Consider the following 14,336-nt stretch of genomic DNA (forward strand, 5'->3'; position numbering starts at 1 on the left):
GATGTTAAAAATCATCCACCAGGGAACTCAGACGCTGAAGCAGTGGGTCGGCTTCTTGGGGGTGGACGGGTTCTGGTGGTGGGGGAGGTGGCGCAGTTGACCGAGGGGGTTCTGGTGGTGGGGGAGGTGATGTAATTTGGGGTAATTGACTAGGTATTTGAGCGATCGCCTCATTGGTAGCATCTAGTTTAGATGCGATCGCCGACTGAAATTGAGCAAGCTGCTGGGTTAACTGATTAACCTGACTCTCAAGTTGTTGGGTTTGATTTTCCGTTTTTTGGGCTTGTAGCTGTCGCTCCAAAACCCCTAATTGCCTCTGGAGACTCAATAAACCCTCTTCAATAGGTTTTAGATTAGGAGGGGGGTTTACAGGTCTTTCCGAGGTAATTTCCGAGCGGTAATCATTGTTAACCACAGGGGTCTGTGTGGTGGGAGAACTCAACAGAAACTGCCACAAAGCCTGTTTACAGAGATTGCTAAAAGTTTGATATTTGGTGAGAGATAGCTCTTTTTCGATCGCCTCTAACAGAGTTTGATCAGCAGCATCCTCAGTAAAAGTAACCGACTGCGTAAGTTTTTTATTAACCCAGAGCATAGTTAGGTAGGACGTATGGGCAGACCTGCCAATGAGGACTAACCCAGTTTAGCAGTAATTAGATCTAATTTCACCCCCAAACAGGCTATCCCGTTGAGAAACCACCCAACGGGATGAAAAAAACCAATTAATTAGCGTTTGGCTAGTTGAGCTTCCCCATAGACATATTGTCCTAGGGCGTTGGCTTTACGAGCCGGTTGAGTCAGATGAGCTCTTAACTGAGCGTCTTTGAGCAGGGGTTGTAAATCTTGCCAGAAAAACTCACCACCGCCGCCAGTAATCACTACATCTGTGACCCTTTCTGGGAGCCATTTTACCACGCGATCGCAAAGATCCCGTGCAAAAACCTTACGCAACTCAGGTACAATTTCATCTAGGTTAGCAGGTTTAGTCGCGCCTCTGGGACGATAAAAACGCTGTCCTTGAGGTTTATGTACTGCCTCTAGGAGGAATAGGGATTGAGCATCGGCTCCCTCAATCTTAGCGGCGACTTCCTCATAAAACTTACTCATGGCAAACACTTCACTCTGAGAAACCCCACGAGCAAAGCGGAAGCGATCCACAGTCAAGAAATCCGTAGTTTGATGTCCCACATCAACAACAGCTACAGAAAGATCCGCAAAGTTAGGCGCATCCTTGCTGCCCTGGGCTTCACACCAAATCAGGCTACCATAGCCTTCTGGCATTACCCGAACACTCTGGATATCAACCACTACTTGCTCACCCCTAAAGACCAACGTATTGGGTCCAGTGAGGAGACTAATAATTTGTTCTTTCTCCCGCTCAAACTGTTCTTGAGAGTAAAATGGTAAGCCCAGCACCACATCAAGATCACCTTTAAGGTTGAAATATCCCACACAAGCAAAGATCTTAATTAGGGCATCGTTCACCTTGGAGGGGTTGGCGGCGGGATCTACGCCAAACAGACTTGCTCCAAAATCAGCAGCCAGTTGACCTACGGCAAAACCATTTCCCTGATATTCCAGCCATAGATCCAACAGTGGATCGGTGTTTTTCGACTCAAAGCCACCGCCACGGGCTTTTTCTACACTCATTTGGGCAACATTCGAGGGAATAAAAACCACATCTGCGGGGTTGCGACTAATACAAGATTTAGTTGCGGTTCTCCCCAAGTCAACGCTGAGAATCGTTGAGCGGCCGACTACAGTAGTAGTGGTCGGTTTGGTTGTGGTAGTGGTAGCTTTAGCTAACGGTGACTGTGACTGTGACTGTCCGGGCTGTTTGTTACTCTGCATCTGAAAAATCCGTTACTTCACGAAGACTCAAAAATTGTGACACTCAGAGGGACTAAGTCCGTGAGATTCTTCTTTCGGCCATCAGACTTGCCATCGGGAACTAAAGTTCTCAACAGTCAAGCTGAGATCAGAAGAAGCGTTTGGGTTGCCTCACAACCCAGTTGACCAGTACATCAGGGTACTTAAATCTCATGCTTTCGATGTTAATTGCCACGTTGCCGCCCCATTCTCACAACTTGAATTCAGAAATATGAGTTTGAGTGTCTAGCAACCTTCTGACAATTCTCCCATAGTTATAACTTTCCTGAGATTTAGATATAGGCAATCCAACAACGGTAACTTTACCCTACTTCGCGCGCGAAATAATCATCTCTAACTACAATTCCTAGGATTATAGCCTGCTGTCCCCCATTGTCAGATTATATCCCACTGATATTTTTCCGTATCAGGACTTTTCCCCCTCATCAACTGTAGCGGGCCATTAAACTCCCCGGCCTGGTTGCCTGATCACAGACTCTTACGTTAAATTTAGTTAAGATTATGAATATCTTTAATCTTAGCCATTAACTGGGCTGAGTTTTAAGAAACTTCTGATGTATAGGACATAGAGGCAACGGAATTTATGAAAACGTCTTGGAGAACAATTCTGCTATGGACGATCCCGGCTCTGGTGATCGGGTTCTTCCTATGGCAGGGTGCTTTTGCTGCTTCCCCGACAGATATAGCCCAAAATAATACAGCCAGCACTCGCATGACTTATGGCCGATTCTTAGATTATCTCGATGCTGGGCGCGTTACCAGTGTCGATCTATATGAGGGGGGACGGACGGCGATCGTCGAGGCAATTGATCCTCAATTAGACAATGGAGTGCAGCGCCTACGGGTCGATTTGCCTAATAACGCCCCGGAACTAATTTCTCGCCTGCGTGCTGCTAATATTAGCTTTGACTCTCACCCTCCCCGTAATGATGGCGCGATTTGGGGACTTTTAGGAAATTTGGTTTTCCCGATTTTGTTGATTGTGGGACTGTTTTTCCTGTTCCGCCGTTCTAATAATGTGCCGGGTGGCCCTGGTCAAGCCATGAACTTCGGTAAGTCTAAGGCTCGTTTCTCTATGGAAGCCAAAACCGGGGTTTTGTTTGATGATGTAGCCGGGGTTGAGGAAGCTAAAGAAGAACTCCAAGAGGTGGTTACCTTCCTGAAAAAGCCGGAACGCTTTACGGCTGTTGGGGCGAGAATTCCTAAAGGTGTTTTGTTGGTTGGACCTCCGGGAACTGGTAAAACTCTCCTGGCTAAGGCGATCGCTGGTGAGGCTGGGGTTCCCTTCTTTAGCATCTCTGGTTCCGAATTTGTGGAGATGTTTGTTGGGGTTGGGGCTTCCAGGGTCCGCGATTTGTTTAAGAAGGCTAAGGAAACTGCCCCCTGTATCGTCTTTATTGATGAAATTGATGCGGTCGGTCGCCAGCGTGGTGCTGGTATTGGCGGCGGTAATGATGAACGAGAACAGACCCTTAACCAGTTATTAACTGAAATGGATGGTTTTGAGGGTAACACGGGCATTATTATTATTGCTGCTACTAACCGCCCAGACGTTCTTGATTCGGCTTTGTTGCGACCAGGAAGGTTCGATCGCCAAGTTATAGTCGATGCTCCTGATATTAAGGGCCGTCTGTCAGTTTTGGAAGTTCACGCCCGCAATAAAAAACTTGCCGATCAGGTGTCTCTGGAAGCGATCGCTCGTCGGACTCCCGGATTTACTGGGGCTGACCTGGCGAACCTACTTAATGAAGCTGCTATCCTCACCGCCCGCCGCCGCAAGGAGGCTATTACTATGGCGGAAATTGATGATGCCGTTGATCGCGTGGTGGCGGGTATGGAAGGAACCCCCCTCCTTGATGGTAAAACTAAGCGTCTGATTGCTTATCATGAGATCGGACACGCGATCGTTGGTACTCTGATTAAAGATCATGATCCCGTTCAAAAAGTAACCCTAGTTCCTCGTGGACAGGCTCGCGGTTTGACCTGGTTTATGCCTGATGAGGATCAGGGTTTGATTTCTCGCTCTCAAATTCTCGCTCGTATTACCGGCGCTTTGGGCGGTCGCGCCGCTGAAGATGTGATCTTTGGTGATGCCGAAGTTACCACCGGCGCGGGTGGAGACCTGCAACAGGTGGCGGGAATGGCTCGTCAAATGGTGACTCGTTATGGTATGTCTGACCTCGGCCCGCTGTCTCTGGAATCTTCCCAGGGTGAGGTTTTCCTGGGTCGGGATTTTGCTACCCGCACTGAGTATTCTAATCAAATTGCTTCCCGCATTGATTCTCAAATTAAAGCGATCGCCGAACATTGTTATCAAGATGCTTGTCAAATCATTCGCGATCACCGCGAAGTTATCGATCGCCTAGTTGATTTACTCATCGAAAAAGAAACCATTGATGGAGACGAATTTCGGCAAATTGTAGCCGAATACACTGAAGTTCCCGAAAAAGAACGGTTTGCTCCAGTATTATAATTTCTCTACCTGAGAAATCGCTCTGAAAATTTCCGCCCAGTTTCTTATTCAAGAGACTGGGTTTTTTCATGTACCCCCCATACCCTACAATTTTGCTCATACTTGCTCCCCCTTCGACTCCGGGAAAGGGAAACCATATCCAGCCACGGGAGGCGACGCGCTATATTAATCACCCCCCACTCACCCATCATTATCAATTACCAATCCCGCTTGACAGAATGAAATCTGCTATATTATCAAACACCACAAGAATCTTTATCAGGAACAGTTAACCAATGACCACACCAGTAGAATATAAACAGCGTCGCGAACAGTTAATGGCTAAAATTGGTGGGGGTACTGCCATTTTTAGAAGTGCGCCCACAGCAGTTATGCACAACGACGTTGAATATTCTTACCGCCAAGATAGCGATTTTTTCTACCTAACTGGCTTTAATGAACCCAACGCCGTCGCCGTCTTAGCACCCCACCACGAAAAACATAAATTTATTCTATTTGTACAACCCAAAGACCCCGAAAAAGAAACCTGGACAGGATATCGAGTTGGGGTTGATAATGCTAAAACTATTTATGGTGCTGACGAGGCTTATCCCATTCATGAATTAGACGAAAAATTATCCCAATACCTACAAAAAGCCGATCGCATTTATTACCGACTAGGACCTGATCAACAATTTAACCAGATAATTCTCAACCATTGGCAAAATTTAATCCGGGTTTATCCTAAACATGGCACAGGTCCCATTGCTATCCAAGATGCTGGCACAATTCTCCATCCTCAAAGGCTAATTAAAAGCCCCAAAGAATTGGAATTGATGCGAAAAGCGGCGGAAATTTCTGTAGATGCTCACCAGAGAGCGCGAGAATTTGCTCAACCCGGGAAGTATGAATATCAGGTACAAGCTGAAATTGAATATTTCTTTAGTCAACATGGTGCGACTCCCGCCTATCCTTCCATTGTCGCCTCTGGTGAAAATGCTTGTATTTTGCATTACATTGAGAATAATCGCCAAATGCAAGACCAGGATTTATTGTTGATTGATGCGGGTTGCGCTTATCAATATTATAATGCTGATATTACTCGCACTTTTCCCGTTAATGGTAAGTTTACACCAGAGCAAAAAACTATTTATGAGTTGGTTTTGCGCGCACAAATCGCCGCCATTGAACAAGTGAAACCAGGAAATCCCTATAACCAGTTACATGATACGGCGGTGCGGGTTTTGGTAGAAGGTTTGCTAGATTTAGGATTACTCAAAGGCGATATTGAGGAGATTATTAAGGAACAAAAATATAAGCATTTTTATATGCACAGAACCGGACATTGGTTGGGTTTAGATGTTCATGATGTCGGGGTTTATCAGTGGGGTGAAGAACCGCAATTATTGCAGCCAGGACAGGTGTTAACTGTGGAACCGGGGATTTATATTAAACCGGATATTAAACCCGTGGAAGGACAACCAGAGATCCATGAGCGATGGCTGGGAATAGGGGTGAGAATTGAGGATGATGTCTTGGTGACAACAGATGGTTATGAGGTTCTTACGGCTGGAGTCCCTAAGTCGGTGTCAGCTATGGAAAGTTAGGCTTAATTTGGGGGTGGAATTTATGGTAATTTCTACCCCGGTTTAAACTTACCCATGAGTGACCAATATTAAGTTTGGTTAAAAAATGGCTGCTTACGGTCGATTAACAACTATAATGGAAATAGTCAAATCATCACCAACAAACACCGATAAATGAAGCATTGGTCTAGTTCTGTGTTGATTTCAATAATCCTAGTCTCGGTTACGGGTTGGGGAACAGCGATCGCATTGACGGCTTCAGATAAGGCTAACCAGTCTTTAGAGCCAACTCCTGTAGGTGCTTGTCAGCACCCCCGGCTGAAGCACGGGGGCTTCCTGCCCCCCGCTTTCAGGTAGCTGACCAGCTTAAGCCTTAACTGGCTACGTGAGCGAGCAAGAGTTAAAGTTCCTACCCTGGAATGCGTGCTAGTTCCAGGCTCATGAACCAAATCGTTAAACAGTCCTAAGGGGTTAAGACAGTGCGATTTGGAAAGTACCGACTCTGAACATTAGCGAAGCAAACATTACCCCGCAAGGGAGTCGGAGCCAACCATAGCTCCATGGAGGGGCAACCATACCCCTCCACCCCGCAAGGGGGTGCTGGCGGCGGTCATCCGCTTGAGTCGGTTTTCCTCTCCGCGATAAATCACGGAGCTTCCAACCCTCCCAGGAGTTTTACGTGATTATAACTGCTCCTCGGAGCCTTGAAACTATCACCCAGATTAAGTTATGGTAAAGAAACAGCCCCGAACCTTAGCAAGTATGATCATATCCCCTATCATTATATGTTAGGCAATTATGTACAGAAAATTTTGGCATTATGTTTTGATTCCCATGACGATCGCCTCTGCTACGGGTTGGGGAACAGCAGCGATCGCATTTACTGATTTTGACTCTGTTAAACCGTCTCAGGAATTACAACTCGCTCAAACCCCTGTAGGCGCTTGTATTGTCAATGACCCTACCGGAACTCCCTTAAATGTGCGAGCAACTCCTGCTGGTAAAATTGTTGGTAGTTTACCCAATGGAACTCGCGTAATTTTAGGAATAACAGACGGTAGAGAAGGACCAAACTGGACTCGCATTATCGGACCCATAGAAGGTTTTGTTTGGAGTCTATATTTAAGTAATTGTGTTTATCGATAAATAACTACCATCAAACACTACATAAACCGGGTGGGAGGACTATTTGACGCGCTAATAACCCGGTAAATTCGGGTCAAGACCTAATAATTTCATAGCTTTTTGGTGGCTTTCCCAAAGATATATAACCAAGACCATAGCACAGGATATTATTGTGAGCATGAGACTCTGATAATAAACACGCAATAAGTTTTGTTTTGACTGCTTAATTTCCGACATTAACTGTTTAAAGGTATCATCCCCAAATATACTGAATGATAAATTATCCACTGCGATCGCCCAAATTTCACCATATTCTGGTACTGTTAACAATACCTGATTTTCTGCGATCGTCATGTTAGAAATATCAGTAGTTTCTGGTAGCCAAACTTTGCGGGGTCTCGACCAGTTAGGATCGAACCTAATCAGGTTATAACGGGAAAAGGAACTTTCAGAAACTAACACCCACCAAAAGCCCTGGTTATCCTGTTCCAAAAATATCGGAAATGTTTTTCCACTGTCTGCGACAGTTAAAGCGATCCTCCTTCCTTCGATGTAGTAATTTGTATGATCTCTTAAGAGTTTTTCCCAGGAGCGAATTATCCAATTTTTAGGTCGAGTTGTGTGGTCAGGAAGACACTCCGTAATAGGTCGTGGTGGTCGAACTGTATCAATTTGTTGATCTGGGGTAATTTCCAAGCCTTCGCTATTGGTTAACCAAGTAATCAGCCGAAAATTGTTACTATCAGCAACAGCCAATTTTCCGTTATTGTCAATGGTGATACCGTTGGGATAACACAGTAACATTTCTTCCTCGGTGGGTAAAATTTCTTCCCCTCTGGTACTTTCGAGAATTTCCCCATTCATGGTTAAGGCGACCAGGCGATGTCTGGCTGTGTCCGTAGCATAGATTAACTGTTTTTCGTGATCAACAACAAATTTAAAGGTACTGCGAAACTCCCAATTTATTCCTGTATCTTTCTGAAAACCTGGTAATTCTTGACAAGTATTTTGGTCTAGTTGACAATATTCGATTCTTCCAGTTTCCCAATTTCCGAGAAATAATTGAGAGCGATCGCTTACCTGTAGGTCTGTTATTCCTTCTCGAATACCTAAATCTTTTAAAGCATATTTATTGTGCAGATTTCCTTGAGAGTCTAAGTTATATAAATAACGATGATCCGTCGTAAAAACATCACCATTGGGACTGGCGCTAATAAAGCCTAATTGTTGAGGATACGCCGCATTGAAGCTACTATAAATCGTCGTCAACAGTCCAATAAACATCACCACTATTAGGGACTGAACAAATATTTTTAACTCTTGTGTTGGTTGACCATAGGAGATGATTCCACCCCGAAAATGAGCCGATAGTTGATTAAACACTTCTCGAGTTTTCCGGCGGTCTATATTACCCCATATATCAGTAACCACAAAGTAATAACTTCTCTTTTTGCGGGGGTTAATAATCCGAATCAAAGGAGGTATTTTCGACGATATTAAAACTTTGGGATTCATCAAAACCACTTCTGCATCTTGGTCAAATTCTTTGGTAATCAGTCTATAATCATCTTCATAACGCATTACACCAATGATTTTCCGCTTTCCATATTGTAAAACTCCCGGGGTAGTTTCCGGATTAGTTATCATCGTGATTTCCTCGATTTTATGTTGAAGAATAAAACCGACTAGACACTGGTTAGGTTGGCGGTAATTGTAATTATGCTTAATATCTTTGAAGGTTCTATAATGGGATATTCGTTGATAAATTCTCACAAATATACTGACAATTACTGTCATTATAACAATAATTAGATAAACCATCAATATAGATTTCATAGGACTACAACTCCTCTGCAATTATTGAACTTTCCACAGGTCTGGGGTCTCCAGGACTTGCTCAATGTCGCCATAATTTTGCTGTAACAACTCTTGTAATTCCTGAGAAGGTCTAAATACAAAAATGGTGGACTGTTCAGGAATTAATTGTAATGATGGTTGATTACTCATCAGGATAAGTTTCACATCATTATTTAATAGATAACTCAGGGAGATTAAATCTCCTGTATTAGTACCATTTCCCGCATCGGAAATTAACACAGATGAGTTGGCTTGATTAATTTCGGTAGCCACTTGATGATTAAAATAGCTTAAACCTTTATCCCACCAAGTTGATGAAACTGTACTCAAACCCAAGGAAATAATACTAAAACTTAGTAATATGGCTAATACCCACAGCCACAACTTTTCACCATCGAATAATGATTGACGACCGCTATTAAGGTGGGTTCCTAATAAAAAGGCGATCGCTATTTGAATAGCCGGAAAACAAGCGATCAGATACCGAGTGACAGAGGAACGTTGTCCTCCCCATAATAAATCTGGTAAAACCAGCAGGATAAACGGTATCCAAATGGCAGTTAAAATAAACAATCCGGTTTGACTATCATTGGTTTCACTTACATAATACAGAGCATAAATAATGAGCAGTAAAAACGGCAGCCTAAATAAATACGTCCAGAAGCTGTTAAAGCCAAAGTCAATATCAACTAAAACCGACGTAAAACTGAGCAGCCAAAACTTGGATAAATCCAGTAAACTCATCGATTGCTGAGTCCAACTGGTTAAGGTTTGAGCCTGTTCCCAATTATGGATAATAACAGTTATCCAGGGGAGATAAAGAACCAAAGTTAAACATATAGATATCCCCAACTGAATGAAAAACAAAGACAGACGTGGTTTATAATTCCGTCTCGGTTCTGACCCAAAAATCAAGATTCCCCAACCGATATGACTAGCTATAACTAATCCAAAAAATAAATGGGTATATAGTCCCAAAGTGCAGGTGATTACATAACCCAACCACCACAGCCAATTGTTAGTCCGACTCCCCTTGAGTAACATGAGACTAGAGGCGATAATTAAAGCCGTCATTAAGCTGTATTGACGAGCGGTTTGCGCTAATAATACATCCACCGGAGAAACAGCTAGTAAAGCGGTAGCCATGAGGGAAATTAGCGGAGATTGAAATAATTCCCAAGCTAAGGCATAAATAAGCGGTAAGGATATTAAACTAATGACGGCGGGTAAAAGACGGGAAGCTAAAATCGAACTGCCAAAGCCTCGCATCCAACCCCTAGCCATGAGATAATATAGGGGGGGATGATGGGGGTTTCTATGCAGAGATGCGATAGTATCGGCGGCGGTGCTATCGGGTTTGAGGCGTTGATATTCTAGGACTTCTGAGGGGGTAAAAATGCGATCGCTGAACAATTGCTGATCTACCTGTTCCCGGGTAAAACCAGCCGATCGCAAATTGGTAAAAACTTCATCATGGGAATATAGTTTGCGATCGAGACTCGCAAAACGAAACAACACCCCCAGGACAATCACGATCATTAACAGAATAACCAGGCGACGGGGTAGACCACCTGTAAACACCTTTGGTTGGTAGAGCATTCCTGTGGTTAAGGGTTTTTATCCATTCTACCCATATCATAAAGGCAGGGAGTCACCCCTGCCTCAAAATTTTAGAAATTGGCGGTTAGCCTAATCCTAGATTAAATTTTAGCGGGTGATTTAGTACAGTGAGCCAGTGGGACGGTGAACGATAAAGCTGAGAACTTGGCACTGCTTCACGTTATCAAAACCCATAACGCGGATAAAGCACTTAGGATATTCCCGACGGCATTCGTCGATTTCCGCCATAACTTCGCGAACGGAAGTTGCATTAAACAGAGGCAACTTCCACAGAGTCCAGTAGTGTTGCTCAGGCGCAGAGGATTCGCTGAATTCTACCCCAGCAATAAAGCCTTGCTCAAGAATATACTGAAGCTGTTTCTGGGTCTGAGCATCAGTCAGAGGGGGTAAATAGGACAGAGTTTCGTAACGGCGCTCTTTTGGTAGTGTTTGCATTGTGATTTTCCAGGGTAGTTGTTGAAATTAATTATTTAGGCTCCGACCTTAGTCGGGAGGGTTAGTCTCTGAAGTAGTGAGTTGCGTCATTCGTTCCAGGTACTGGCGGCGATGTGCCATATTTCCCTGCTGAATCCCCTGCCGAACCATCTCCGGTAGATAACCCGCCACCTCTTCAGCGAGATGATCTCGGACGGTCATCACTCGGAAAGCCAGTTCTTGATTTTCCTGTAACAGTTCCTCAAGATAAGCCTCACCATCCTGGATTTTCCCCTGAGAGGAAAAATCACTTAGCCAGATAGCTAAACCAGGGTTAGTCTCTGTCAATTGGTTGGTGATGATGATTACAGCTTGGTAGGTTAGGTAACTTGTCAGTACCTTGGTCGTGTCCTTAGCAACTTTTTTGATATCCATGTTCCGACACCAACCCTCTGTTAAGACTTCAAGTTTGAGATATTGGATTGAGTTGTATCCGTAGCTCTCCAAAATTGTCAAGTTAGAGGAGTTGCCCAATCCAAAATCACTTCTCGAAATCTGAGGAAACCTACAGGGTGTCCATGGCCTCGAACTCGAACTTGATTTCTTTCCAAAGTTCGCAAGCCACAGCCAGCTCAGGACTCCACTTGCAAGCCTCACGAATCACGTCGCCGCCTTCACGGAACAGGTTGCGGCCTTCGTTACGAGCTTGGATACAGGCTTCGAGAGCCACACGGTTAGCAGTTGCACCAGGAGCATTACCCCAGGGGTGTCCCAAAGTACCACCACCGAACTGCAAGCAGGAATCATCACCGAAGATTTCCACCAGAGCTGGCATATGCCAAACGTGAATACCACCGGAAGCAACCGGCATTACACCAGGCATAGAAGCCCAATCTTGAGTAAAGAAGATACCACGAGAACGATCTTCTTCGATGTGGTCTTCCCGCATCAGGTCTACAAAACCCATGGTGATACCTTTTTCACCTTCGAGTTTACCTACAACTGTACCGGAGTGCAGGTGGTCACCACCGGACATCCGCAGACACTTGGCGAGAACCCGGAAGTGGATACCGTGGTTACGTTGACGGTCAACCACAGCGTGCATAGCGCGGTGAATGTGCAGCAACAGACCATTATCACGGCACCAACGAGCTAGGGTGGTGTTGGCGGTAAAGCCAGCGGTGAAGAAGTCGTGCATGATGATGGGGGTGCCGATTTCTTTGGCAAATTCCGCCCGTTTCATCATTTCTTCGCAGGTGGGGGCTGTTACGTTTAGGTAGTGACCCTTAATTTCGTTGGTTTCAGCCTGGGCTTTTTCGATCGCCTCTTGTACAAATAGGAAGCGATCGCGCCAGCGCATGAACGGCTGAGAGTTGATGTTTTCGTCGTCTTTGGTGAAGTCCAGACCGCCACGCAGACACTCATAAACCGCACGACCGTAGTTTTTCGCCGACAGACCCAGTTTAGGTTTGATGGTACAACCCAACAGAGGACGACCGTATTTATTCAATTTGTCCCGCTCAACGGTGATACCGTGGGGAGGGCCTTGGAAGGTTTTCAGGTAAGCAATTGGAATCCGCATATCTTCCAACCGCAAGCCCCGCAGAGCCTTAAATCCAAATACGTTACCCACGATGGAGGTTAACATATTGGTAACGGAACCTTCTTCAAACAGATCCAGCGGATAGGCAACAAAGCAGAAATATTGATTGTCTTCGCCGGGTACTGGTTCGATGTGGTAGCAACGACCTTTGTAGCGATCGAGGTCTGTTAACAGGTCAGTCCATACAGTTGTCCAAGTTCCGGTCGAAGATTCTGCTGCTACTGCTGCTCCCGCTTCTTCCGGGGGAACTCCCGGTTGAGGAGAAACACGGAACGCGGCCAGAATGTCTGTATCTTTGGGCGTATAATCCGGCGTGTAATACGTCAGCTTATAGTCTTTTACACCAGCCTGATATCCGGCTTTCGATTTGGTTTGAGTTTGAGAGTAAGACATAACTCCTTTATATCTCCCTTCTGAGGAATCGCTCTTTAAATTTCCGGCTATTTGCCGATTGATTAAAATACTATCAATAAATGGCTTCAGTCAACCTTTAATATTGTTAATATTTCCATTACATTTGTTTATATTTCTTTGCAAAACCACATATCGGGTATCTGGGAAAAAATATCTATATCACTAAATGGCTAAAAAAAATATTAAGTATTGTAAATATAATCTATATGAAAGTTTTAGGGTTGGGATCTGAGCGATCGCGATCAAAAATCTCGATCGCCCCTCCATACCCATGAGTTATACAGGCTCAGGAATTAGTCCCAGCCGAAAAAAGGCTTTCTGCCCCCTTATGATCCAGGAACTGCTATAACCGATATAGGTAATTATATCAGTGTCAATCTATTGTATATTATCTATATTTTGATAGACTTAAATCAATAGTACAATCATCGCCCATTACTTGGAGGACAAAGCTGGTGATTCAGGCCACACTGCATCAGTTAAAGGTTTTTGAAGCCGTAGCGCGTCACGGTAGCTTCACTCGCGCAGCAGAAGAGTTATTGATCACCCAACCCACTGTCTCAAGTCAAGTCAAACATCTATCGCAAGCGGTGGGACTACCACTATTTGAGCAAATTGGCAAACAACTTTATCTTACTGATGCGGGTCAGGAGTTACAAGCGACCTGTCACGATATTTTCCAGCGCCTGGAACATTTCGATATGACCATTGCTGACCTGAAAGGCGCTAAACAGGGACGATTAAGTTTATCAGTAGTCACCACAGCTAAATACGTTATTCCCAGACTGTTAGGGTCTTTTTGTCAAAACTACCCAGCCATTGATATTGCCCTACAGGTGATCAATCACCAACAGATTACCCAACGGATGCTGGAAAATAAAGATGATCTATATATACTAAGTCTACCGCCCGAAGATATAGACCTTTGTACAAAACCCTTTTTAGATAATCCCCTAGTGGTGGTAGCCCCCTGTAACCATCCCCTAGTCGGTCAAACCCAAATTCCCATTGAAGCGCTGAACAATGAACCATTTATCATGCGAGAATCTGGGTCAGGGACTCGTAGGGCAGTGCAGAAATTATTTGACAAGAGTAAGGTATCAGTGCGGGTACGCCTAGAGTTAGGTAGCAACGAAGCGATCAAACAAGCGATCGCCGGAGGTCTGGGGATTTCCGTTTTATCCAAACATACATTAAACTCGTATGGCGATCGAGGAGAGCTAACCACTTTAGATGTGGTAGGATTTCCCATCCAACGCTGTTGGTATGCAGCCTACCTCAACGGGAAACAATTATCAGTTGTCGCCCAGACCTTCTTAGAGTATCTTCTCGAGTCCGGTAAGTCTAATTGACTTGGGTTGAAACATAGTGTGAT

At 44.6% G+C, this 14,336-nt stretch carries 11 protein-coding genes; 4 read left to right on the top strand and 7 right to left on the bottom strand.

Annotation, left to right across the window (positions count from 1 at the left end; all coding sequences use genetic code 11):
* Positions 1 to 4 precede the first annotated feature (4 nt).
* Entirely contained in the window at positions 5 to 595 is a 591-nt protein-coding gene (gene fcmC, locus XZ46_RS21880; RefSeq protein WP_006623666.1) for a filament morphology membrane protein FcmC, read from the bottom strand.
* A gap of 131 nt (positions 596 to 726) precedes the next feature.
* A complete protein-coding gene (fcmB, locus tag XZ46_RS21885; RefSeq protein WP_008053981.1) occupies positions 727 to 1,851 on the bottom strand; it encodes a filament morphology actin-like protein FcmB in 1,125 nt (374 codons plus the stop codon).
* A gap of 622 nt (positions 1,852 to 2,473) precedes the next feature.
* Here fcmB and ftsH2 point away from each other — a divergent pair.
* The 3 genes from ftsH2 to XZ46_RS21900 all read left to right on the top strand — a co-directional run bounded on the left by ftsH2 (position 2,474) and on the right by XZ46_RS21900 (position 7,074).
* Complete coding sequence (gene ftsH2, locus XZ46_RS21890) at positions 2,474 to 4,363, top strand: ATP-dependent zinc metalloprotease FtsH2 (protein ID WP_006668579.1); 1,890 nt, start codon at positions 2,474 to 2,476, stop codon at positions 4,361 to 4,363.
* A gap of 275 nt (positions 4,364 to 4,638) precedes the next feature.
* Entirely contained in the window at positions 4,639 to 5,949 is a 1,311-nt protein-coding gene (locus XZ46_RS21895; RefSeq protein WP_006623663.1) for an aminopeptidase P N-terminal domain-containing protein, read from the top strand.
* 777 nt (positions 5,950 to 6,726) lie between these two features.
* Complete coding sequence (locus XZ46_RS21900) at positions 6,727 to 7,074, top strand: SH3 domain-containing protein (protein ID WP_008053983.1); 348 nt, start codon at positions 6,727 to 6,729, stop codon at positions 7,072 to 7,074.
* Positions 7,075 to 7,125: 51 nt separating this feature from the next.
* On the opposite strand, the gene XZ46_RS21905 is transcribed toward XZ46_RS21900, so the two are convergent.
* From XZ46_RS21905 to XZ46_RS21925, 5 genes are all read right to left on the bottom strand, one after another.
* Positions 7,126 to 8,889 (bottom strand): NHL repeat-containing protein, encoded by a 1,764-nt coding sequence (locus XZ46_RS21905; protein ID WP_006668581.1) that lies wholly within the window; start codon positions 8,887 to 8,889, stop codon positions 7,126 to 7,128.
* Between the two features lie 21 nt (positions 8,890 to 8,910).
* The gene (locus XZ46_RS21910; RefSeq protein ID WP_008053984.1) at positions 8,911 to 10,509 is read right to left on the bottom strand and encodes a glycosyltransferase family 39 protein; all 1,599 of its coding nucleotides are present in this window, start codon (positions 10,507 to 10,509) and stop codon (positions 8,911 to 8,913) included.
* 120 nt (positions 10,510 to 10,629) lie between these two features.
* Positions 10,630 to 10,965: a ribulose bisphosphate carboxylase small subunit gene (locus XZ46_RS21915; RefSeq protein WP_006623659.1), complete on the bottom strand. Its 336-nt coding sequence runs from the start codon at positions 10,963 to 10,965 to the stop codon at positions 10,630 to 10,632.
* Positions 10,966 to 11,013: 48 nt separating this feature from the next.
* Complete coding sequence (gene rcbX, locus XZ46_RS21920) at positions 11,014 to 11,379, bottom strand: RuBisCO chaperone RbcX (RefSeq protein ID WP_006623658.1); 366 nt, start codon at positions 11,377 to 11,379, stop codon at positions 11,014 to 11,016.
* A gap of 130 nt (positions 11,380 to 11,509) precedes the next feature.
* Positions 11,510 to 12,940 (bottom strand): form I ribulose bisphosphate carboxylase large subunit, encoded by a 1,431-nt coding sequence (locus XZ46_RS21925; protein WP_006623657.1) that lies wholly within the window; start codon positions 12,938 to 12,940, stop codon positions 11,510 to 11,512.
* Between the two features lie 476 nt (positions 12,941 to 13,416).
* On the opposite strand from XZ46_RS21925, the gene XZ46_RS21930 reads away from it, so the two are divergent.
* Entirely contained in the window at positions 13,417 to 14,313 is an 897-nt protein-coding gene (locus tag XZ46_RS21930; protein WP_008053985.1) for a LysR family transcriptional regulator, read from the top strand.
* Positions 14,314 to 14,336: the final 23 nt, after the last annotated feature.

This window comes from Limnospira indica PCC 8005 (assembly GCF_000973065.1).
In the GTDB taxonomy this organism is placed as follows: domain Bacteria; phylum Cyanobacteriota; class Cyanobacteriia; order Cyanobacteriales; family Microcoleaceae; genus Limnospira; species Limnospira fusiformis.

Excerpts from the sequence above, each read along its gene's own strand:
- fcmC (WP_006623666.1), bottom strand. The coding sequence starts at position 595 with ATGCTCTGGGTTAATAAAAAACTTACGCAGTCGGTTACTTTTACTGAG.
- fcmB (WP_008053981.1), bottom strand. The coding sequence starts at position 1,851 with ATGCAGAGTAACAAACAGCCCGGACAGTCACAGTCACAGTCACCGTTA.
- ftsH2 (WP_006668579.1), top strand. The coding sequence starts at position 2,474 with ATGAAAACGTCTTGGAGAACAATTCTGCTATGGACGATCCCGGCTCTG.
- XZ46_RS21895 (WP_006623663.1), top strand. The coding sequence starts at position 4,639 with ATGACCACACCAGTAGAATATAAACAGCGTCGCGAACAGTTAATGGCT.
- XZ46_RS21900 (WP_008053983.1), top strand. The coding sequence starts at position 6,727 with ATGTACAGAAAATTTTGGCATTATGTTTTGATTCCCATGACGATCGCC.
- XZ46_RS21905 (WP_006668581.1), bottom strand. The coding sequence starts at position 8,889 with ATGAAATCTATATTGATGGTTTATCTAATTATTGTTATAATGACAGTA.
- XZ46_RS21910 (WP_008053984.1), bottom strand. The coding sequence starts at position 10,509 with ATGCTCTACCAACCAAAGGTGTTTACAGGTGGTCTACCCCGTCGCCTG.
- XZ46_RS21915 (WP_006623659.1), bottom strand. The coding sequence starts at position 10,965 with ATGCAAACACTACCAAAAGAGCGCCGTTACGAAACTCTGTCCTATTTA.
- rcbX (WP_006623658.1), bottom strand. The coding sequence starts at position 11,379 with ATGGATATCAAAAAAGTTGCTAAGGACACGACCAAGGTACTGACAAGT.
- XZ46_RS21925 (WP_006623657.1), bottom strand. The coding sequence starts at position 12,940 with ATGTCTTACTCTCAAACTCAAACCAAATCGAAAGCCGGATATCAGGCT.